Genomic DNA, 20,581 nt, shown 5'->3' on the forward strand with positions numbered 1-20,581 from the left:
CGGTCACTCACTCCTTAGTGTTCCACATGCCCGTCGTGGACGTGATAAATATTGGCATCCTTGAGTCGTTCTGCGTTCAAAGTCTCAACCCCGGTTGCCGTGATAAAGGTCTGTACCTTGCTTTGGAAAGTCTCGATCAGCTGGGTCTGACGATAGGGGTCCAGCTCGGACAAAACATCATCCAGCAGCAAGACAGGATATTCACCAATTTCCTCATGAATTAACTCTATTTCGGCCAACTTCAAGGACAGGGCCGTCGTCCGCTGCTGCCCCTGAGAGCCATACGTATGCACTTCTCTGCCGTTAATGGCAAAGGCCAAATCGTCACGATGGGGTCCCGCCAAAGTCATGCCACGGCGGATTTCCTGTTCCCTCATTTGGGATAACTTTATCATAAATCGCTCCAATAAGACAGCTTCATCTTCTTCCTCTGGCTCACTGAAGGAGGGAACATAGGTTAATTTTAACTCTTCTGTCCCACCTGCGATCCCTTCATGAATGGCCTGAGCCCACTTTTGTAGCTTTGTTATAAATTGTTTCCGCTTTTTAACAATTTTAACACCATGCTCAACAAGTTGCTCATTCCATACCTCCAGCATCAGCTGCACTGACGCCATATCCTTACCCCAAGCTTGCTTGAGCAGGTTGTTTCGCTGAACCAATACTTTCTGATATTGCTGCAAATGATACAGATATCCTGGCGCAACCTGTCCGATTTCCATGTCAAGAAACCGGCGGCGAACCCCCGGTGTTCCTTTCACAATTTCCAGATCCTCAGGTGCAAACATGACCACATTTAACGAACCGATAAAATCGCTCAGTTTGCGCTGCTCCAGTCCGTTGATCTTTGCTTTTTTACCTTGTGTGGATAACGCGAGATCCAGTCTGATTTTCCCGTATTTTTTATCCACATCCGCAGCTAGGTGAGTGGAAGTAGCCCCGAAAGAGATTAACTCCTTGTCGCGGGACGTTCGATGACTTTTGGTTAAAGCCAGTACAAAAATCGCCTCTACCAGATTCGTTTTGCCCTGCGCATTTTGTCCGATCAGCAAATTAACGGGCCCAAATTCATTCAGCTCCAGCTGTTCATAGTTCCGGTACTGCTGCAAAACAATGTTGTTCACAAACACATAGGGTCCCCCTTGTTACTCCGTGCCTAAAAGGAGTCCTTGCCACCCAGGCGATCATGCTCCTGCTGTAACTTCGAAACTTCCGTTGTCCTCTACTTCTACGGTATCACCCGGGTACAGTTTTCTTCCACGACGTTCTTCCGGTTCACCATTAACACGGACTTGTCCCTCTTGCAGCAGGGCTTTAGCCATGCCTCCTGTGGATACACAATCGGCTAATTTTAAAAATTGATCGAGCTTAATGTATTCGGTTTGTATAGATATCTGTTTCAAGGCTTGTTCATCCTTTCGCTTGTCCTCGGGTGGGTTAACGCTAAACGTCAGTTGGTTGTGCGATATGGCAGGATGATATACAGCGCATTGCTGGAATCTGCCGGTTTTAAAATAATAGGGCTCATAATGCCGGTAAAAGCAATCGTCAGCTGCTCGCTGTCAATCACCTTCAGCACGTCGAGCATGTATTTAGAGTTGAACGAAATTTTGAGCGGCTCTCCCTCAAATTTGGACACAGTTACTTCCTCACGCACTTTGCCAAGCTCAGAGGAACTAGAGGAAATCTCCAAACCGCAATTTTCCAGCGACTGCATTTTTACAATATTCGTTTTTTCCTCACGGGACAGCAAATAAGCACGGTCAATTGACTCACTTAAACTTTTTGTATCCACAATCAGTTCTGTTTTGTAGGAGGTCGGAATAATTCTAGAAGTATCAGGATAGGTGCCGTCCAAGATGCGGGAATAAAATAGCACCCGATCTACTTTGAATAATACCTGATTGTCCGCTACTACGATATCCACAAGCATATTTTGATCTGGAATAATTCTGCTCAGCTCATTCAGCGTTTTGCCCGCAATGACAACATTGCTAAAACGCAAGCCTTCAGACGTCTCCAGATGAGCGCTACGGGTGGCAAGGCGGTGGCGGTCCGTTGCCACAAACTTCAATTCACCCTCAGCCAGATTCCACAACACGCCAGTTAAAATCGGTGTCGTTTCGTGGGTGGAGATGGAGAATACCGTCTGTTTAATCATATTTTTGAGTAAATCTCCTGGTACAGAGATGACTTGATTTTCTTCAATGTTGGGAAGTACCGGGAATTCTTCAGGATCCAAGCCAACAATCTGAATTTCAGTTGCACCAGACGAGATAAAGGTTTGAAATTGGTCTTTTACCTCCATATGGATCTCCTGCGACGGCAACTTTTTGATAATTTCGACAAAGAATTTGGCAGGCAGTACCACACTGCCGGGTTGTTCGACCTGAACAACAGTTTGGTCACCATCCTCCATCGGAATAAAGGATTGAATGGAGATGTCTGTATCGCTGGCGGTCAGCGTTACTCCTTGGTGATTCACATCCAGCTTAATACCACTCAGAATTGGAATCGTAGTCCGACTTGATATCGCTTTGGATACATGTTGTATAGCCTCGTTCAAAACGTTTTTCAGAATGCTGATCTTCATAAGTTCCTCCTACGGGTTTTAATCCTTCAAGCACGCGTTGACGCGGGCCTTATTTAGGTGATGTATATCTTTAAAATATATTAGTAATAGTAATAGGCGCACTGAATATGTGGATAAGTCACTGTAACCCTAATAAAATCAAGCCTATCCACATGTGTATAAATTGTGTATAGGCTCTGAACTTATTCAGGTTGGATTTTTGATTTTTTCTATTAGGCTGTTGATAACTTTAAACAGATCCTGATCCACTTGAATGGATTTGGAGATTTTTTCGTGCGCATGAATGACAGTCGTATGATCACGCCCACCGAAAGCTTCGCCGATTTTTGGCAAAGAATAGTCGGTTAGCTCACGAGACAGGTACATGGCAATCTGTCGTGGAAAAGCTACAGCCTTTGTCCGCTTACGCGCTTTAAAATCCTCCAACCGTAGATTGTAAAATTCCCCGACTTGATGCTGTATATCCTGAATCGTGATCATTTTTGGACGACTGGACGGGATAATATCTTTCAACGCCTCAGCTGCGAGATGACTTGTGACATCCTGATTGGTTAAGGAGGAATAAGCGACAACGCGAATAAGCGCCCCTTCCAGCTCACGGATGTTTGTATCAATTTGATTAGCGATATACATCATGGCCTCATTAGGAATATCCAGGTTTTCCGCCCGCGCCTTTTTCCGAAGAATAGCAATTCTCGTCTCCAGATCTGGCGGTTGAATATCCGTAATAAGTCCCCACTCGAAGCGAGAGCGCAGCCGTTCTTCCAGCGTTGGAATTTCTTTAGGCGGCCGATCGCTTGAGATTATAATCTGCTTGCGTTCCTCATGAAGCGCATTGAACGTGTGGAAAAATTCCTCCTGCGTCGATTCCTTGCCCGCAATGAATTGAATATCATCAATGAGCAAAATATCAATGTTGCGATATTTATTCCGGAAACTTTCCCCGCGGTTGTCCCGGATGGCATTAATGAATTCATTCGTAAACTTCTCCGACGATAAATAAACGACCTTGCTGGTCGGATTGTGCTCCAAAATATAGTGTCCGATAGCGTGCATCAGATGCGTTTTCCCCAGCCCCACACCACCGTATAAAAACAGCGGATTGTAAGCTTTTGCCGGCGCCTCGGCGACGGCCAGCGATGCCGCATGGGCAAAACGGTTCCCCGATCCGATGACGAATGTATCGAATGTATATTTGGGATTCAGCATATGGGACACAGCTTCTTCATGAACGACCGGCTGCTGCTGAGGTTGTTGCTGAAGGTCGACCTCAGCGGGCTTGTTCTCTTCAATAACGAACTTGACCTCTAGTTGTTTGCCCAAAATTTCATAAACGGTTGCTCCGACTAGCTTGGTATAGCGGCTTTCAAGCCATTCCACGGCAAAAGTTGTCGGTGCAGAAATCACAATGGAGTGGTCATTTAGTTTCGCTGCCTTGGTAGCCTTAAACCAAGTGTCATAACTCGGCTTACTCAGCTTGGTTTGTATGATGGATAGAATTTGCTGCCATAGTTCAGAGGTATGGCTGTCCACAGACGTCACTCCTTTTAAATCCTGACATTTTACCGAATTAAGCTGCAGAGAGCTGCTCTCGGCGCTTCGGCAAAACGCCTAAAATCCCAAAAATGTTGTTGAAGGCCATAAAAAGACATACCGCCGCCTAAATCATGCGGCAGTGTGGTGAGAGAACGCAGCACAAAATGACCCTGAAAAATAGCTAATGGAAATTCCGCTGCTGATCAGCAGAAGAAAGGCGATATTTCTCAGGAGGGAATGTGCGGCACGATCCGTTCTCTTGATCCCGCAGGCCAAAACGGGACTGCAATATGTCGAAATCAAATGAAAAATGTAGAATATATCCCCAGAATCCCGAATCCGCACAAAAATAAAAAGATGGATAAATTGAACTTGTTCACAACTTTATCCACAGGGTGTTGATAATATGGAGGGTAAAACAACATATTCACATTCAAAAGTAATATCATCATAGCAAAAGAAGCCTTGTATTTCAATGACTCGTGGTTATTTATCCACAAATTCAATCTGTTGTGTACAATTTTTATTCACAACACAAGATATTGTTTATAATTTGTTCAGTTTTCGACAATAACTCTTTTTTACTCTAAAATGTTATGCACAGGTTATGACCAATTAAATCACAATTCAGTTCTTTTTGTGGATCTGTGCATAACAGCCGTTGCCTTTTGGTCACAGAGGCTTATTTTTCTGTTGAAAATTTCCGGTAACGTTTCCGACATTATTTTTGAACGAACCTGATAACGTCGATATGAAAATAGGATGGATTCAAGTTATAGAATGAATAAATGTAAAAAACAGTTTTTGGAGGAGCGAAAACGACAAATAGAATGCTGATGATGGAGGAGAAGTGAAAGAAATTTTATGAAGTAAGGGAATAAAAGAGTGAAGTGAGTGAGCGGGGGGAGGGGGGGAGGCTTCCTGAATGCAAAAAGAGGGAGAGGATTCACAAGTACATTGACTTTGGCCGCTATTTGTGGTTAAATGTACAAAGGTGTTTTTTGTGGAGATTGCTACGTTAGGTATATTCCATATAAAACGTATTCCTTGTAAGGAGGTGCAGCACAATGAGACCGACTTTCAGACCGAATGTCAGCAAACGTAAAAAAGTTCACGGCTTCCGTAAAAGAATGAGCACGAAGAATGGCCGTAAAGTTTTGGCAGCTCGTCGCCAAAAAGGTAGAAAAGTATTGAGTGCGTAATGCGTGCATAAAGACCACTACGGTGGTCTTTTTTTTCATAATTGAGGTATTCAGGGATCGGATTCCTTCTTTTATTGTTGTAAAAATGTAGTGAAAGAAGAGGGGGAAGTCCAGCATCCTGTCCTATATTAGATGAAGCTTTTGAAAACGGATATAAAATAAGCGAGATTACCATGTTGGAATGTTGTCCATACTTCTTACTATATAAAAGGTAAAGGTTAGCTTACCGACATGTGTAAATGAGATGAGCAAGGAGAAGCGCCGTGCAAAAAAAATTGCGTCTACGAAACCGGGCGGACTTTGGGCGCGTATACCGCCATGGCAAATCTTTTGCCAACCATCAGTTTGTGGTGTACTGGTTCCGCCGCAGAGAGGTAGAGCAGTTCCGCGTCGGAATTTCGGCCAGCAAGAAGATCGGCAATGCAGTAGTTCGCAACCGGATGCGCAGAATCGTTAAGGAAATTGTGCGCCATCATGAGCATGAATTGGTGGAGCAGATTGACCTGATTTTTATCGTTCGTAAGGGTGCGGTTACAATGTCGTATCAAGAGCTGGAGAAAAGCGTGCTGCACGTTCTACGCAAAGCCTCGCTGCTCAAGTCTTCACGCCGATAGTCAGTATCTTTGTCCTACAGGATATGGTATGATTTACGTTGGAATGGATTGGTTAAGAAAGGGGTTATGAAGTGTCGCGTTTGAAGACTCAACGGGGAAAATGGTTCCTCCTGATTGCCTTATTGGCACTTGTTGCTGTGCTGTCCGGATGTGCTCAGACGGCCCACAATTCTTACACGACGGCAGACTTGGCCAATGGATCGTTTTGGCAAAGATATGTCGTTTACTGGTTTTCGTATGCGTTAGATACATTTGCCCAATGGTTTTCTGGAGAGTATGGCCTGGCCGTACTGATTCTGGTGATTATCGTGCGAACCATTATTTTGCCGCTTACACTCAAGCAAGTACGTAGTTCCAAAGCTATGCAGGCCATTCAGCCGCAATTAAAAGAAATTCAAGCGAAGTACAAGGATACGCCTGAAAAAGTCCAGCAAGAGACGATGAAGTTGTTCCAGGAAAATAAGGTCAACCCGATGGCTGGCTGTCTTCCTTTGGTAGTACAGATGCCAATTTTCATCGCGCTTTATAATGCCATTTATTATAACTCGGCATTGCGGGATCATGACTTCTTGTGGCTCCAGTTAGGTAAACCGGATCACTTGTTTATCCTGCCGATTTTGGCAGCGATTACGACATTTGTCCAAACCTGGATGATGATGAAAATGAATCCGACGCCGCAGCAGGGACCGATGCAATTTTTGCTGTACGTCTATCCGGTGCTGATTCTGTTTATGTCGTACAACTTCCCATCCGCTTTGCCGTTGTACTGGTTCTACAGTAATATTTACACGATCATTCAAAACTATTTCCTTTATCGGAATAAGGATAAAGAAGCAGCACTGGCGAATGTGAAAACAGCCAGTCTTGCGAAAACAGGTTCCTCCAATAGTAAGAAAAAAGGTGGCAAAAACACGAAGGGGGCTAAAAAGTCGAGATGACCAAAGTCGTGACATCAGGAAAAACCGTTGAAGATGCTGTAAGACAAGGACTCTCCCAGCTGGGAGTAAGCCGTGAACGGGTAACCGTAAGCGTGTTGGAACAGCCGTCAAAAGGATTCCTGGGGTGGCTCGGGGTCAAGAAGGCGAAGGTGGAGCTTACGCTGCTCTCTGAGCCGTCTCCTGAAACCACACACGCGGCTGAACCTCATGTATCGGCTCAAGCACCTTCTAGCGTGGGACAGGCTTTATCTGAAGAAACTGGGCCTGTTGCACAGGAAGCACAGATGAACATGGAAGCACCCTCGGGACATATAGATCCTTATGAAGAGGCGGTGCGTTTCATTCGTGAAACAGCAGCAGGAATGGGATTGGACGTTAAAGTTGATGTCCGCCACCGCAAGGATGAAAGTACACTGGATATCTCCGGTCCGTCACTCGGTATGTTGATCGGCCGCAGAGGACAGACATTGGATGCATTACAGTACCTGACGAATATCGTTGCCAACCGTCATTCTGACAAATTCATCCGAATTGTGCTGGATGCCGAGCAATTTCGTGCACGTCGGCAAAAAACGCTGGAGGATTTGGCAGATCGGTTGGCAAACCAGGCTATTCGTTATGGCAAGGAAGTGGTACTGGAGCCAATGCCGTCACAGGAGCGGAAGCTGATTCACGCCAAGCTCCAACAGCATGCGCTGGTTAGAACATACAGCAAGGGGGACGAGCCCAATCGGCGCGTCGTCATTGCTAAAAAATAATCCGACGCAATGGCTCTCTGCAAGATGCAGAAGCCATTGCTTTTTTTCTTATATTTCTCGCTGAAACGGCTGCCGTCCTTGATGAAGGACGGCAATGTCGTTTCTACTTGATAGGAGGTAGAAACTTTATGCTGAGCGATACTATAGCTGCCATTGCAACGGCTGTCGGCGAGGGCGGCATTGCAGTTGTACGGATCAGCGGTCCAGAAGCGGTCACGGAAGTGGAGGCTTTGTTCCGTAGTAAAACGCCTCTAAGCAAGGCTCCAACTCACACGGTACATTATGGACATATAATAGATCCTCAAAGCCAGGAAAAGGTGGAGGAAGTTTTAGTTACAGTGATGCGGGCGCCACGCTCTTTTACGACAGAAGATGTCGTAGAAATCAGCACTCATGGCGGGGTCGTAGCCGTTAAACGGGTGATGGATTTACTATTGCTGCAAAATATACGTCTGGCTGAGCCCGGTGAATTTACGAAACGTGCTTTTTTGAATGGTCGTATTGACCTGAGTCAGGCGGAGGGTGTCATTGACTTGATTCGCTCGAAATCAGATAAAGCTTTTTCGGTGGCTTTGAAGCAGGTGGATGGACAACTGTCCCAGAATATTCGTCGCTTGCGTCATGTTTTGGTGGAGACACTTGCTCATATTGAAGTGAACATTGATTATCCTGAGCATGATGTTGAATCTTTTACATCTGATTTAATCAAGGATAAAAGCAGTCAGGTTATGACGGAAATTGATCGGCTGCTGCATACGGCGGAGCAGGGAAAGATTTTACGTGAAGGGCTGACCACAGCGATTGTTGGAAGGCCAAATGTGGGCAAATCGTCACTGCTGAACACATTGGCTCAGGGCGAGCGGGCAATTGTGACCGATATTCCGGGTACAACCCGTGACGTTATTGAGGAATATGTGACGATTAATAGTATTCCGCTCAAGTTGCTGGATACAGCTGGGATTCGTGAAACGATAGACGTAGTGGAGCGGATCGGAGTAGAACGTTCGAGAACGGCGGTTACTGAAGCGGACCTACTGCTCATCGTCATTAACGCCAACGAACCACTGCATGAGGATGAAATGGCATTAATGGAACAAATCCGCGGTAGACAAGCGATTGTCATTATGAATAAAATGGACTTACCGGCCCAAGTAGACCGGGATTTGTTGCTGCGTTATGTTCCCGAAGAGCTTATCGTACCGATGTCTGTGAAGGAAAATGAGGGAGCGGACCGACTGGAGCAGGCTATATCGAATTTATTCTTTAGCGGCAAGCTGGAATCAGCGGATATGACATATGTCAGCAACGTACGGCATATTGCTTTGTTGAAGAAGGCGCGCCAATCGCTGGTAGATGCCTATGAAGCCGCTGATCAATTTGTTCCTATCGACATGATCCAGATTGATGTAAGGCTGGCATGGGAGCATTTGGGTGAGATTGTAGGCGATACTGCGCATGATGCGCTAATAGATCAAATATTTTCACAATTTTGTCTGGGCAAATAGAACTTTCAAGCATGGCTGATATAAGCCTGCTATCGTTATATATACAAGAGCATATTCGGCGTGAAGACCGGAATGTATAAGGAGGTAAGAAAGGTATGGGTTACCAAGGAGGCGACTATGACGTAATTGTCGTAGGCGCGGGCCATGCGGGCGTAGAATCAGCCTTGGCAGCAGCGCGGATGGGCTGCCGCACGTTGATGATCACAATTAACCTGGATATGGTCGCGTTCATGCCCTGCAACCCGTCTATTGGCGGTCCTGCAAAAGGGCATGTGGTGCGAGAAATTGATGCACTGGGCGGCGAAATGGGTCGGAATATCGATAAGACGTTTATCCAAATGAGAATGTTGAATACTGGTAAAGGTCCCGCGGTTCATGCATTGCGTGCACAAGCAGACAAGTTCTCTTATCAGCATGCGATGAAGGAAACGATGGAAAAGGAACCGAATCTGACATTACGCCAAGGTATGGTTGAAGAGCTGATTATGGAAGACGGTCATTGCGTAGGTGTAATTACGAAGACGGGCACAGAGTATCGAAGTAAAGCAGTTGTCCTGACCACAGGCACTTATCTGCGCGGAAAAATCATTATGGGCGAGCTGATGTATGAGAGTGGTCCGAACAATCAACAGCCTTCGTTGAGATTGTCTGAGCATTTGAGAGAGCTGGGTTTTGATCTGGTTCGATTTAAGACAGGAACGCCGCCACGTGTGCATAAGGACACGATTGATTTTAGCAAAACGGAAATACAACCGGGTGATGATCAACCGAAGTTCTTTTCCTATGAAACGAAGTCTTCAGATAATGAACAGCTTCCTTGCTGGCTGACATATACTTCAGTAGAAACACATCAGATTATTAATGATAATTTGCACCGTGCGCCCATGTTCTCTGGTCTGATTGAAGGAACGGGACCACGTTATTGCCCATCCATTGAAGATAAGGTGGTACGTTTCAGTGATAAGCCTAAGCACCAAATCTTTTTGGAGCCTGAAGGTAAAAACACATCTGAATACTATGTTCAGGGCTTGTCGACCAGCTTGCCAGAGGATGTGCAATTAGCTGTGCTGCGTTCGATTCCGGGGATGGAAAAGGTGGAGATGATGCGCAATGGTTATGCTATCGAATATGACGCAATGGTACCTACGCAGTTATGGCCTACTTTGGAAACGAAGAAAGTCCCAGGCTTGTTCACAGCAGGTCAGATTAACGGTACCTCCGGTTACGAAGAAGCTGCGGGTCAAGGGATTATGGCAGGGATTAATGCAGCTCGCAAGGTGCAGGGCAAAGAGCCTGTAGTATTGGACCGTTCGCAAGGCTACATTGGGGTTCTGATCGACGATCTGGTGACGAAGGGTACGAATGAGCCTTATCGCTTGCTGACGTCGCGTGCAGAATACCGTCTGTTGTTGCGTCATGATAACGCGGACCTGCGATTGACTCCGATCGGGCATGATATTGGTCTAATTACGGATGAACGATACGAGCGCTTTTTGGATAAAAAGCAAAAGGTAGAGCAAGAGATTGAACGTTTACGCTTGGCGAAGGTTCGTCCGGTTGATATAAATGAGATGCTGGAGCAAGGCGGATCTGCACCAATACAGGATGGAAGTAATTTGTTAACGGTGCTGCGTCGACCAGAGATCAGTTATGCGCAAGTAGCACAAATCTCGCCTTCACCTATAGCTCTTACTGAGGAAGAACAGGAGCAGGTGGAAATCCAAATTAAGTATGCGGGCTACATTGAAAAGCAATTGATGCATGTTGAGCGTCTGCAAAAGATGGAGAAGAAGAAGCTCCCAGAGGATATTGTATACAGTGAAGTTCAAGGACTGGCCATTGAAGCCAAGCAGAAACTTGAAAAGATCCGTCCGATGTCGATTGGCCAAGCATCCCGTATTTCGGGTGTAACTCCTGCAGATATTTCCATTTTGCTGGTTTATCTGGAGCATTATAACCGCGTAACGGCAGCAAGGGGATCATAATGGACGCGATACAACAGCAATTTAAGCAGCGGCTGGCAGAGCATAGTATTGTGATTAATGACAGTCAGTTAGAACAGTTTGAAACATATTACCGTGTGCTAGTTGAGTGGAATGAAAAAATGAACCTGACGGGTATTACTGAGCGCGATGCAGTGTACACCAAGCATTTTTATGATTCTCTTTCCCTGGCCTTTTATGTTCCGTTAAATGATGTGGGAAGCCTGGCTGATATTGGGTCAGGTGCGGGTTTTCCGGGCATTCCTTTGAAAATCTGCTTTCCGCAGATTCAGTTGACTATTGTAGACTCGTTGAACAAACGTATACAATTCTTGGCACATGTGGTAGAACAGTTGGGTTTGGAAAATGTTGAACTGGTTCATAGCAGGGCAGAGGAATTGGGGCGTAAACCAGGATACCGCGATAGCTATGATCTAGTGACAGCCAGAGCGGTTGCCCGCCTCGCGGTACTGAATGAATTTTGTTTGCCGTTTGTCCGTGAAGGAGGACACTTTGCCGCGATGAAGGGCAGTGATCCTACAGAGGAAATTAAGGAAGCTTCCTACAGCTTGAAAGAGCTAAAGGGAAAAATCAAACATGTTCAGGCCTTCCAGCTACCTGTTGAAGATGCAGCCAGACATATGATTATTATTGAGAAAAGAGCGGCTACACCACGAAAATATCCACGTAAGCCGGGTACTCCTTTGAAGGCGCCGTTAGTGTAAATGTTTGAAAGAAAGTGAATGTTTCACGTGAAACATTCACTTTTTTTATGGCTGATAGACTCTTTACATAAAAGACTCTTAGCTATCATGCGTTCTTGTTTACATTTGGGGAGGAAGATGGATGATAGTTACCAAAGAAGATGCATAATTTATTCTCTGATCCTTCCGAAAAGCTGGTAGAGACGATAGGATTATGGCTGGAAAAGTGATAGAATAGAGATAATCGTTTTAATGTAAGTTGACTGCTCCTGTACCCATGAATTCAGATATACATATAGGGGAGTGGGACAACAAATGTCAGGGGAGTACGTGGAGTGTACCCGCTTACGGCGCTGTTTCATATAAAAGGGTCTACGATCCGCGTAAGGAACTGTTTTTCACGAAGCGCTGTTAGTATGGTGCTATTATGAAATTAGGTGGTATTATACGGAATGAAAGAACAATTTTCCAAGCTATTTGGTTTGACGGAGCGATCTACTGGGGACGAAATAAAACAAATTCCAGTTCGGGATATTGTCAGCAGTCCTTATCAGCCCCGTACCATATTTGACGACGAGAAGATTGATGAGCTATGCCAGACCATTAAGACGCATGGTGTAATTCAACCGATTGTCGTTCGTTTCCGTAATGGACAATATGAGATTATAGCAGGGGAACGTCGTTGGAGAGCTGTCACCAAGCTGGGTATGGAAACTATTCCAGCCATTGTTCGTGAGTTTAATGATTCACAAGCTGCATCCATCGCGTTGATTGAGAATCTTCAACGGGAAGGGTTAACTGCGATTGAAGAGGCTGTTGCTTACCAAAAGCTGATTGACCTACATCAGCTCACCCAGGAAAGCCTCGCTCAACGACTTGGTAAAAGCCAATCCACTATTGCTAACAAGATACGGCTGCTTCATCTGCCGGAGAGAGTGAAAGAGGCTCTAATGGAACGGAAGGTGTCCGAGCGTCATGCTCGTGCATTATTGTCATTAGAGACCGAAGAACTACAGTACAAGGTTTTAGATGAAGTCATTGCCAAGGAACTCAATGTGAAACAGACAGAGGCACGAGTTGCCTTTTATAAACAAGTATCCACGAATAAGAAATCGAAGCGGATTTCCTTTACCAAGGATGTCCGACTTGCGCTGAATACGATACGTCAATCCATTGATATGGTGTCTGGCTCAGGCTTGGATATCAAAACCAAGGAATCTGATCATGAGGATCACTATGAGATTGTCATTCAAATTCCCAAACGTAAGTAAGGGATGAAGCGTACAGGCGGCAGCAATTGCCGCTTTTTCTGTCTAACGCCGAATAAAACCGCAGCATACTCAATTCTATTCTGAAATTGCCGTTATCCGTAAGTTAAGGACTAAGTAACGTCTCCATAGAGCGTTTTGTAGTTATGGAGTGTAGCAGGATTCCGATTAAATTATGAGGTGAATGAAGTGTCAAAAATAATAGCCGTAGCCAATCAAAAGGGCGGAGTAGGCAAAACAACTACTTCCGTTAATTTGGGCGCCGGACTTGCTTCCCTCGGCAAAAGGGTATTGCTCGTGGATATCGACCCGCAAGGTAATACAACCAGCGGTGTGGGTATCAATAAGGCGGATGTGGCAAATTGCATTTATGATGTACTTATTAACGAGGTTGATCCTAGCGAAGCTATTATGAGTACACAGGTTGAGGGATTAGATATTATTCCGGCAACCATTCAGTTAGCAGGCGCGGAAATTGAACTGGTGCCGACCATTTCTCGCGAATTGAGATTAAAAAGATCGCTTCAACTCGTTAAGCATAATTATGATTATATATTAATTGATTGCCCGCCATCTCTAGGTATTTTGACGCTTAATTCATTGACGGCTTCCGATTCAGTCATTATTCCAATCCAGTGTGAATATTACGCATTGGAAGGATTAAGTCAATTGTTGAATACCGTGCGATTAGTGCAAAAACATCTGAACACCTCATTGCAAATTGAAGGTGTGTTGTTAACCATGTTTGATGCCCGCACGAACTTGGGTATTCAGGTGATTGAAGAAGTGAAAAAGTATTTTCAAAGCAAGGTTTATCAGACGATTATTCCACGCAATGTGAGACTCAGCGAAGCACCATCACATGGCCAGTCCATTATTACGTATGATCCCCGTTCCCGTGGGGCAGAGGTATATATTGAGTTGGCAAAGGAAGTGGTATCTTATGAGTAAACGGTTGGGAAAAGGACTTGATGCACTCATTCCCTCCCTTACAGTCAATGAAGAGGATAAGGTTGTTGACATTCCGCTCAGCCAGTTGCGTGCGAATCCGTACCAACCTCGAAAAACGTTTGATGAAGAGTCCATTAAGGAATTAGCCGAATCCATTCGTCAGCACGGTGTTATCCAACCTATTATTGCACGTAGTGTATTGCGAGGATATGAAATCATAGCCGGGGAAAGACGTTTTCGGGCTTCTCAATTTTGTGGGAATCCGACTATACCTGTAGTTGTTCGCAATTTTACGGATCAGCAGGTGATGGAGATTGCCCTGATTGAGAATTTACAGCGTGAGAATTTGAATGCAATGGAAGTGGCAGTAGCTTATCAGGGATTAATGGATCAGTTTTCTTTAACTCAGGAAGAGTTGTCCATGAAAGTGGGAAAATCACGTTCTCATATTGCCAATTTCCTTCGCTTGCTCGCATTGCCTGAAGAAGTTAAAGATCATGTTTCACGTGGAACATTGTCTATGGGACATGCCAGAGCTATTGTTGGGCTCAAAGATCCAGACATGGTGAAACAGTTAGCACAGCAATGTATTGAACAGCAGTGGAGTGTTCGCGAACTGGAGGAAGCTGTACAGCAGTTGGATCATAAGCCTGGTGAGGCGAAAGCCAAAACAAAGGTACGAAAAAAGGACCCCTATATTGACCATATGGAAGAGTCCCTGCGTGAACGCTTTAAAACAACTGTGAAGATCAAGCACAATAAGGATAAAGGCAAAATTGAATTGAATTATTACAGCCAGCAGGATTTGGAAAGATTACTGGAGCTATTACAGTAGTTTGTTGAAATATGGACATGTCTCCTTGAGCAAAATGGAAAGTGAGATATGTCTTTGCTTTGTCTGGAATTGCAGGAATTAGAATGGTTTTGATGGATAAACTAATAGCCTTGTGTTATTTGTTTCGCTGTTCTCAAACGTATAAAATATAAGTATGCAGTAACATGATTTTTGAGGTAGAGGAGTAGAAGCAAGCATATGGCTGAATTGAATGGACTAATCATGGAACAGCTTGCCGGAATCGTTGCAGGGATCGTGCTTATTTTGCTCATCTTGTTGATTGTTATTATCGTGCAGGGTGCAAAGCTGAAGAAGATGCGGCGAAAGTATGAAACCATGATGGCAGGCAGCGGTGTCGAGAATTTGGAAACGCTGCTGATTGATTTGAAGGTACAGATGGATACGATTGAGGATGAGCAGGAAACCCATCGTGCAAGTATGAAATCACTACGTAGTAAACTGACTGGCTTGAAGGGACATATAGGTATCAAACGCTATAATGCCTTTGGTGAGAGAGGAAGCGATTTAAGCTTTTCTCTGGCTATTGTAGACGACAATCAGGATGGTATGGTTTTAACCGGCATTTATAACCGAGATGGCTCATATGTGTATGCCAAGCCTCTAGAAGCGGGACAATCCACCTATTCCTTATCACCTGAAGAAAAAGAAGCCGTTACTCTTGCGCAGCAAGCAGGACAGAACGGTAATGCCACTCCTTAATCGCGGAGTATAGGCTGCCAGCAATGATATCTGATAATTTCATTACCAAATTTAGTCTCGTATTTTGCAGTACGAAGTATTCCATGAAGCCGCCGACGTTAACGATACCAGTCAAATGGATATCGCCGACCGGCGGTAATTCTTTATTTACACCTGCCCCAGGCTTGAGAGGACCATCTGAAACCTGAATGCATCCAACGCTGGAGGTTTGTCCAAGACATGCATCTATACCAATGATATAAGGCTGTTCATATCGGGCTTGTATGCTATTCAGCGTCGTTTGCAGGTTCATAGCATGTACAGGCTCCTCTAATGTACCGTATAGGTTAAACAGAGGGCTTTTGTAGCGTGATAAATGCGTACCTACGAGCGGACCCAGGCAATCTCCAGTAGAACGGTCGGTGCCGATGCAAATAATGACGATATTTTGCAGACTCGGCGCCTGATGCAGATGGAACAGCAGACGATGGATGATGGCTGATTGGATCCCGGGGTCTGTGTGTGATATTTTTAAGCTTAGGGGTTCTTGCCCCGGAATGAAGTCAGATGGATGAGTCATGGAATCTTCCTTTCGCTCTGTAATGGAGTGTGAAGGTTGCGCTCGCTGTACCTTGGAGAATAACAATTAGCCTGCGGGTAACATTTATTCTCAAGATAGTAGCTAGTATATGGATAAACTTGTGCTTTTATACTCGAAGGAAGTAGATTATTCATAGCCATATGTTTAAAGTCAGTAGATAAGCTTATATAGTAGGAAATAGAATTTGGGAAGCAGGAAGAGTAGTTCCCTTGTTTAAGGAGGAATACAGCATGACCTTTATACATTGGTTGGCCGGTAATTTAGAAACCGATGACGTAGTGAAAGGTGCGATTCACTGGAAGGATGTTGTATGGAAATGGCTTACCGATAGTGCGATGTGGTCGGCCTTTTTGTTTGTAATTTTGAAAATCGCGATTATTTTTATCATCACACGTATCTTTATTCGAGTTATTAATAAAATTATAGATAAGTCGATGCAACAAAAAGGAGATAACGGCAGGTTCCGATTGAATACAAGGCGGTTAACGACTGTTGGGGAACTGCTGAAAAATGTAACCAATATTGTATTTAATTTCATCTTAATTATGCTGGTGCTATCTCAAATGGGTATTAATCTCGGCCCTCTGATTGCTGGAGCTGGAGTGCTTGGATTAGCCGTTGGTTTTGGGGCACAGAGCTTGGTTAAGGATGTAATTACCGGATTCTTTATTATTTTTGAGGATCAATTTGCCGTAGGAGACGTCATTCAGACAGGTACTTTCAAGGGTACAGTGGAAATGATCGGGCTGCGTACAACCAGACTGGTGAGCTGGAAAGGTGAGGTGTACATTTTACCAAACGGCTCAATTACAACGGTAACGAACTTCTCCATGTCCAACGCGTTGGCGGTAGTGGATGTGCCAATGAAGGCCGAGCGGAGCCTGGAGGAAGCAGTTGGTTTGGTAAAACAGGCAATCGAAGGCATTGAAGAGTCCAATGTACAGATACTTAATATACCAGATGTGTTAGGGGTTCAGTCCATGACTACCTCAGAGTATATTGTGCGTGTTGTGGCAGAATGTATGCCAAATACAGGGGCCGTGGTAGAGCGTGATATTCAGAATAACATCAAGAAGGCCCTAGAGGATGAGGAACATCGTCAGGCCGCCTTGGAGACGGCGATAACCCTAGAAAAAGAAGATGAGCAAGGAAGAAAAGGGGGAGAGAAGGGTGGAGCGTAAGTCATTTGAACTAGGGGACATTGTACAGATGAAGAAGCCTCATCCGTGTGGAACGAATGAAATGGAAATTATCCGCATGGGGATGGATATTCGAATCAAATGTGTCGGTTGCCAGCATAGTGTGCTGATTCCGCGTGCCAAGTTCGAAAAGAATATGAAGAAAGTGCTGCGATCAAAGGCCAACGCCGACGAGCAAAACACGGAAGCAAATTGAGCCAAGAAGGATGAATGGCGATGAACCAGAATCAACTTGCGTCACAGTTGCAATGATGATATAATTATCCTTGCTGCGGAAAGGTACCCAAGAGGTCTAAGGGGGCTGACTCGAAATCAGTTAGGCGTCGCAAGGCGTGCGTGGGTTCGACTCCCACTCTTTCCGCCACTAACTTCATTTAATAAACCAATCTCTTACGTCTGTGACGTAGGGGATTTTTTGTTTGTGAATAAAAGGTCAACAGACTGTGATAAGTGAAAAGACTAAGATAAACCAAGAAGGTAAGATGGAAGAAATGATTAAGAGTCTATTGGGGGATGAATAAGGCATGATAACAAAAAAATGCTCCTGACAGCAGAGAAACATTGCCGTTAGGAGCACTCTTTTGTTATAGCTGGTTAGGCGGGTAATGATAGCGTTTTGTTTTTTTTGAGCCAGAGATCATCAGAAGGATCGCTGCAATCAAATGGAGAGCCCAGCCTACAAAGGGTATCCAGGCCAGCAAAGAAGTGAGTACTCCCCATACAGAGCCGTAGATCGCCTCCTGATTGCGTAACGAAAGGATAAGTGTTACTGCATGCAGGATAAGCATAAATCCCAGAGCCGAGTATCCGGTCCCCATGACAATAGCTCCTCCCACAATCGGTACGGCAAGCACCAATTCGAATATACCTGATATCCACTTTAATATTCGAGAATAGCTCATCTTTAAACCTCCGTAGATAGTAGGTCTTTGTACTTGGATATATTCTAGCAGAAGGAGCTGAATTAATCTGCATTTTACCAGTATATGCAAAAAGTCCGATAATGCAACAAAGGAGGACCACAAAGGTCCTCCATCGTAGGCGATACATTTTTAACAGGATACGATCTGTCCAATCACATCATGAAACTCGGTGTACTGACCAGCAATACCGTGTTGAAAAGACAGTGTCCTTTTACACAAACCTAACGCTTCTAATGCCCGGAATGGATCTCCTAACAGTTTGTCCGGCTACGTCGTCCAACGGAACCACACCTCTCTGTTGTATCGCCTAATCATAATATGGCCAGGAATCCGAAGAAATATACATTAGTGGACACGAGCTTTCGTTTTTTTCTTCCATTTGCGATTATGGTTGGCGGTCTCCGGAAAAGAATCGCCTCTTTCCAGCGTTACTTGCTGTGGGTTTTGGATTTCAGTATGGAAGCTCTTTTCTCCGACCTCCATGTATACGCCGTCGTTTGGGACCTTATCCCCTGGTTCGAACTCAGTCTTTTCACCCATACGGTTATGCCTCCTTAGATAAATGAATTTGGACTGCAACGGTTATTGTGCGCTGTTTTGAACATAAACATGCGAAACCGGGTATACAGATACTGAGTGAATCAAATGATTTCCTTTATATATGCGAAATTTTTGATGTTCCATAAAATTGTATAAAGCATGATGATATGCAGTGTTTTTAGCCGTTTTAGGCTTGTGTATTGAATTGTAGGTTGCATTCAGTTGTTGGATTTGGTAAACTGTTTTAGTGCGAGCTTAGGCTCGTTCCTTGCTCTCAACTGAGATTGAGGGCCTTATGTCCATAAGGAGGTGTAAAGAATGCGCAAATATGAAGCGATGTATATTATTCGTCCTGACATTGAACAAGAAGCTGTTCAAGCGACAGTCGATAAATTCCAAGGTATCATCTCTAACGGCGGTGGCGAAATTACGAGTCACGATGTAACTAAACGCCGTCTTGCGTATGAGATCAAGAAATTCCGTGATGGTTCTTTCGTTCTGGTAAACTTCACAGCAGAACCTGCTGTTGTTACTGAGCTTGAGCGTATCATGAAAATTTCTGACGAAGTAATTCGTTATCTCATTACGAACGACGTAGCTTAATTATTGTACGTGATTATGTAATGAACAACGCTCAAAGGAGGGGATTGGATTGTTGAACCGTGTCATTCTGATCGGTCGTTTGACCAAAGATCCAGAGCTGCGCTATACACCGTCTGGTGTAGCAGTAACCCAGTTCACCCTGGCTGTAGACCGTCCGTTTACGAGTCAAGGCGGCGAACGGGAAGCGGATTTCTTGCCGATCGTAACCTGGCGTCAGCTTGCTGAAACATGCGCTAACTATCTTCGCAAAGGTCGTTTAACGGCTGTTGAAGGCCGTGTTCAGGTGCGTAATTATGAGAACAATGAAGGAAAACGTGTATACGTGACTGAAATTGTAGCTGATAATGTGCGTTTCTTGGAATCTAACCGCGATGGCGGTAACGGTGGCGGCAATAGCGGTGGAGCTGCGCGTGAGGAGTCTCCTTTCGGAGGCGGTAACAGCAATAGTGGACGCGGGAATAATAACTCGCGAAACAATCAGGATCCTTTTTCCGATGACGGAAAACCGATCGATATTTCGGATGATGATTTACCATTTTAATTGGGAAAGGACTGACAAAGAATGGGCTTCAGACAAAGAGAAGGCGGAGACGATAACAAAAGACCAGCTCGTCGTGGTGGTCGTAACAAACGTCGTAAAGTATGTTTCTTCACTGTGAACAAAATTACTCACATTGACTATAAAGATACAGACCTGCTTAAAAAATTCATCAGCGAACGTGGAAAAATTCTTCCTCGTCGTGTGACTGGAACAAGTGCGAAATATCAACGTATGTTGACAATCGCTGTTAAACGTTCCCGTCAAATCGCATTGCTTCCTTACACTACTGAATAGTAGTGGGTGGAAAAAAGAGACGTTCCCGATCCCGGGAGCGTCTTTTTTCGTGATTTTTTATATTGACAACAAGTCCCATCTATTGTAACTTACTAATAATACAATCCATGTTTACCCATAAACCATAGTATACCTTTTAATGGCTTGTGAAATTGCAAGCTCCCCAACTCGCCAGAGTAAACATTTCGGCCTTCTGAAATGTTATTTTATATTACATGAAATCCTGTTTTTTGTCATTTTCCACAAGTAAAATTCATAAACTTTACATAAATAGATATTTTGCATTTTTATATTA

The 20,581-nt window shown here is 44.5% G+C and carries 23 protein-coding genes and 1 tRNA gene; 17 read left to right on the top strand and 7 right to left on the bottom strand.

Features of this window, described 5'->3' with window-relative positions; all coding sequences use genetic code 11:
- Nucleotides 1-14 precede the first annotated feature (14 nt).
- From recF to dnaA, 4 genes are all read right to left on the bottom strand, one after another.
- The gene (recF, locus tag ACQW03_RS11165) at nt 15-1,130 is read right to left on the bottom strand and encodes a DNA replication/repair protein RecF (RefSeq protein WP_013308098.1); all 1,116 of its coding nucleotides are present in this window, start codon (nt 1,128-1,130) and stop codon (nt 15-17) included.
- Between the two features lie 54 nt (nt 1,131-1,184).
- A complete protein-coding gene (gene yaaA / locus ACQW03_RS11170; protein WP_023986416.1) occupies nt 1,185-1,403 on the bottom strand; it encodes a S4 domain-containing protein YaaA in 219 nt (72 codons plus the stop codon).
- A gap of 47 nt (nt 1,404-1,450) precedes the next feature.
- Nucleotides 1,451-2,593, bottom strand: a complete 1,143-nt coding sequence (dnaN, locus tag ACQW03_RS11175; protein WP_441949698.1) for a DNA polymerase III subunit beta — start codon at nt 2,591-2,593, stop codon at nt 1,451-1,453.
- A gap of 186 nt (nt 2,594-2,779) precedes the next feature.
- On the bottom strand, nt 2,780-4,126 hold the full coding sequence (dnaA, locus tag ACQW03_RS11180) for a chromosomal replication initiator protein DnaA (protein WP_023986414.1): 1,347 nt from the start codon (nt 4,124-4,126) through the stop codon (nt 2,780-2,782).
- 1,070 nt (nt 4,127-5,196) lie between these two features.
- Here dnaA and rpmH point away from each other — a divergent pair.
- From rpmH to ACQW03_RS11235, 11 genes are all read left to right on the top strand, one after another.
- A complete protein-coding gene (gene rpmH / locus ACQW03_RS11185; protein ID WP_007433250.1) occupies nt 5,197-5,331 on the top strand; it encodes a 50S ribosomal protein L34 in 135 nt (44 codons plus the stop codon).
- A gap of 263 nt (nt 5,332-5,594) precedes the next feature.
- Nucleotides 5,595-5,945: a ribonuclease P protein component gene (gene rnpA, locus ACQW03_RS11190; RefSeq protein ID WP_013312817.1), complete on the top strand. Its 351-nt coding sequence runs from the start codon at nt 5,595-5,597 to the stop codon at nt 5,943-5,945.
- Nucleotides 5,946-6,016: 71 nt separating this feature from the next.
- Nucleotides 6,017-6,883 carry a YidC/Oxa1 family membrane protein insertase gene (locus ACQW03_RS11195; protein WP_013312816.1) on the top strand — a complete coding sequence of 289 codons (867 nt, stop codon included), beginning with the start codon at nt 6,017-6,019 and terminating at the stop codon, nt 6,881-6,883.
- Nucleotides 6,880-7,641: an RNA-binding cell elongation regulator Jag/EloR gene (jag, locus tag ACQW03_RS11200; protein ID WP_025718873.1), complete on the top strand. Its 762-nt coding sequence runs from the start codon at nt 6,880-6,882 to the stop codon at nt 7,639-7,641. Before ACQW03_RS11195 ends, jag begins: the two co-directional genes overlap by 4 nt.
- Before the next feature lie 128 nt (nt 7,642-7,769).
- Nucleotides 7,770-9,146 carry a tRNA uridine-5-carboxymethylaminomethyl(34) synthesis GTPase MnmE gene (gene mnmE / locus ACQW03_RS11205; protein ID WP_220030522.1) on the top strand — a complete coding sequence of 459 codons (1,377 nt, stop codon included), beginning with the start codon at nt 7,770-7,772 and terminating at the stop codon, nt 9,144-9,146.
- A 95-nt stretch (nt 9,147-9,241) separates the two neighbouring features.
- Nucleotides 9,242-11,131: a tRNA uridine-5-carboxymethylaminomethyl(34) synthesis enzyme MnmG gene (mnmG, locus tag ACQW03_RS11210; RefSeq protein ID WP_104497447.1), complete on the top strand. Its 1,890-nt coding sequence runs from the start codon at nt 9,242-9,244 to the stop codon at nt 11,129-11,131.
- Nucleotides 11,131-11,853, top strand: coding sequence for a 16S rRNA (guanine(527)-N(7))-methyltransferase RsmG (gene rsmG / locus ACQW03_RS11215; RefSeq protein ID WP_250273621.1), 723 nt, complete (start codon nt 11,131-11,133; stop codon nt 11,851-11,853). The genes mnmG and rsmG overlap by 1 nt, the downstream gene beginning before the upstream one ends.
- A gap of 431 nt (nt 11,854-12,284) precedes the next feature.
- Complete coding sequence (noc, locus tag ACQW03_RS11220; protein ID WP_013312811.1) at nt 12,285-13,103, top strand: nucleoid occlusion protein; 819 nt, start codon at nt 12,285-12,287, stop codon at nt 13,101-13,103.
- A 186-nt stretch (nt 13,104-13,289) separates the two neighbouring features.
- Nucleotides 13,290-14,051: a ParA family protein gene (locus ACQW03_RS11225; RefSeq protein WP_013312810.1), complete on the top strand. Its 762-nt coding sequence runs from the start codon at nt 13,290-13,292 to the stop codon at nt 14,049-14,051.
- A complete protein-coding gene (locus tag ACQW03_RS11230; RefSeq protein ID WP_013312809.1) occupies nt 14,044-14,886 on the top strand; it encodes a ParB/RepB/Spo0J family partition protein in 843 nt (280 codons plus the stop codon). Before ACQW03_RS11225 ends, ACQW03_RS11230 begins: the two co-directional genes overlap by 8 nt.
- A 198-nt stretch (nt 14,887-15,084) precedes the next feature.
- Nucleotides 15,085-15,606 carry a DUF4446 family protein gene (locus tag ACQW03_RS11235; protein ID WP_013312808.1) on the top strand — a complete coding sequence of 174 codons (522 nt, stop codon included), beginning with the start codon at nt 15,085-15,087 and terminating at the stop codon, nt 15,604-15,606.
- On the opposite strand, the gene yyaC is transcribed toward ACQW03_RS11235, so the two are convergent.
- The gene (gene yyaC / locus ACQW03_RS11240; RefSeq protein ID WP_104497449.1) at nt 15,560-16,165 is read right to left on the bottom strand and encodes a spore protease YyaC; all 606 of its coding nucleotides are present in this window, start codon (nt 16,163-16,165) and stop codon (nt 15,560-15,562) included. The genes ACQW03_RS11235 and yyaC overlap by 47 nt on opposite strands.
- Nucleotides 16,166-16,416: 251 nt before the next feature.
- Here yyaC and ACQW03_RS11245 point away from each other — a divergent pair, with 251 nt between their 5' ends.
- The 3 genes from ACQW03_RS11245 to ACQW03_RS11255 all read left to right on the top strand — a co-directional run bounded on the left by ACQW03_RS11245 (nt 16,417) and on the right by ACQW03_RS11255 (nt 17,749).
- Nucleotides 16,417-17,367: a mechanosensitive ion channel family protein gene (locus tag ACQW03_RS11245; protein WP_220030520.1), complete on the top strand. Its 951-nt coding sequence runs from the start codon at nt 16,417-16,419 to the stop codon at nt 17,365-17,367.
- Nucleotides 17,357-17,581 carry a DUF951 domain-containing protein gene (locus ACQW03_RS11250; protein WP_025723137.1) on the top strand — a complete coding sequence of 75 codons (225 nt, stop codon included), beginning with the start codon at nt 17,357-17,359 and terminating at the stop codon, nt 17,579-17,581. The genes ACQW03_RS11245 and ACQW03_RS11250 overlap by 11 nt, the downstream gene beginning before the upstream one ends.
- Nucleotides 17,582-17,658: 77 nt before the next feature.
- Nucleotides 17,659-17,749 (top strand) — tRNA-Ser (locus tag ACQW03_RS11255).
- A 220-nt stretch (nt 17,750-17,969) separates the two neighbouring features.
- Here the strand turns inward: ACQW03_RS11255 and ACQW03_RS11260 are convergent.
- Both ACQW03_RS11260 and ACQW03_RS11265 read right to left on the bottom strand, forming a co-directional pair.
- The gene (locus ACQW03_RS11260; protein WP_029518959.1) at nt 17,970-18,287 is read right to left on the bottom strand and encodes a hypothetical protein; all 318 of its coding nucleotides are present in this window, start codon (nt 18,285-18,287) and stop codon (nt 17,970-17,972) included.
- Nucleotides 18,288-18,653: 366 nt separating this feature from the next.
- Entirely contained in the window at nt 18,654-18,848 is a 195-nt protein-coding gene (locus ACQW03_RS11265) for a YjzC family protein (RefSeq protein ID WP_013312803.1), read from the bottom strand.
- Nucleotides 18,849-19,166: 318 nt separating this feature from the next.
- On the opposite strand from ACQW03_RS11265, the gene rpsF reads away from it, so the two are divergent.
- Genes rpsF through rpsR form a run of 3 tightly spaced genes read left to right on the top strand, consistent with a single transcriptional unit; the run spans nt 19,167 to nt 20,286 of the window.
- Nucleotides 19,167-19,451, top strand: coding sequence for a 30S ribosomal protein S6 (gene rpsF / locus ACQW03_RS11270; RefSeq protein WP_013312802.1), 285 nt, complete (start codon nt 19,167-19,169; stop codon nt 19,449-19,451).
- Nucleotides 19,452-19,500: 49 nt separating this feature from the next.
- Complete coding sequence (ssb, locus tag ACQW03_RS11275; protein WP_013312801.1) at nt 19,501-19,992, top strand: single-stranded DNA-binding protein; 492 nt, start codon at nt 19,501-19,503, stop codon at nt 19,990-19,992.
- A 21-nt stretch (nt 19,993-20,013) separates the two neighbouring features.
- Nucleotides 20,014-20,286 (top strand): 30S ribosomal protein S18, encoded by a 273-nt coding sequence (gene rpsR / locus ACQW03_RS11280; protein ID WP_013312800.1) that lies wholly within the window; start codon nt 20,014-20,016, stop codon nt 20,284-20,286.
- Nucleotides 20,287-20,581: the final 295 nt, after the last annotated feature.

The organism is Paenibacillus sp. DRB1-1 (assembly GCF_052119485.1).
Taxonomy (GTDB): domain Bacteria; phylum Bacillota; class Bacilli; order Paenibacillales; family Paenibacillaceae; genus Paenibacillus; species Paenibacillus polymyxa_B.

Bases quoted from the DNA above. Each gene is read 5' to 3' on its own strand.
- dnaN (WP_441949698.1), bottom strand. From the start codon at position 2,593: ATGAAGATCAGCATTCTGAAAAACGTTTTGAACGAGGCTATACAACAT.
- rpmH (WP_007433250.1), top strand. From the start codon at position 5,197: ATGAGACCGACTTTCAGACCGAATGTCAGCAAACGTAAAAAAGTTCAC.
- jag (WP_025718873.1), top strand. From the start codon at position 6,880: ATGACCAAAGTCGTGACATCAGGAAAAACCGTTGAAGATGCTGTAAGA.
- mnmE (WP_220030522.1), top strand. From the start codon at position 7,770: ATGCTGAGCGATACTATAGCTGCCATTGCAACGGCTGTCGGCGAGGGC.
- mnmG (WP_104497447.1), top strand. From the start codon at position 9,242: ATGGGTTACCAAGGAGGCGACTATGACGTAATTGTCGTAGGCGCGGGC.
- rsmG (WP_250273621.1), top strand. From the start codon at position 11,131: ATGGACGCGATACAACAGCAATTTAAGCAGCGGCTGGCAGAGCATAGT.
- noc (WP_013312811.1), top strand. From the start codon at position 12,285: ATGAAAGAACAATTTTCCAAGCTATTTGGTTTGACGGAGCGATCTACT.
- ACQW03_RS11230 (WP_013312809.1), top strand. From the start codon at position 14,044: ATGAGTAAACGGTTGGGAAAAGGACTTGATGCACTCATTCCCTCCCTT.
- ACQW03_RS11235 (WP_013312808.1), top strand. From the start codon at position 15,085: ATGGCTGAATTGAATGGACTAATCATGGAACAGCTTGCCGGAATCGTT.
- yyaC (WP_104497449.1), bottom strand. From the start codon at position 16,165: ATGACTCATCCATCTGACTTCATTCCGGGGCAAGAACCCCTAAGCTTA.
- ACQW03_RS11245 (WP_220030520.1), top strand. From the start codon at position 16,417: ATGACCTTTATACATTGGTTGGCCGGTAATTTAGAAACCGATGACGTA.
- ACQW03_RS11260 (WP_029518959.1), bottom strand. From the start codon at position 18,287: ATGAGCTATTCTCGAATATTAAAGTGGATATCAGGTATATTCGAATTG.
- ACQW03_RS11265 (WP_013312803.1), bottom strand. From the start codon at position 18,848: ATGGGTGAAAAGACTGAGTTCGAACCAGGGGATAAGGTCCCAAACGAC.
- rpsF (WP_013312802.1), top strand. From the start codon at position 19,167: ATGCGCAAATATGAAGCGATGTATATTATTCGTCCTGACATTGAACAA.
- rpsR (WP_013312800.1), top strand. From the start codon at position 20,014: ATGGGCTTCAGACAAAGAGAAGGCGGAGACGATAACAAAAGACCAGCT.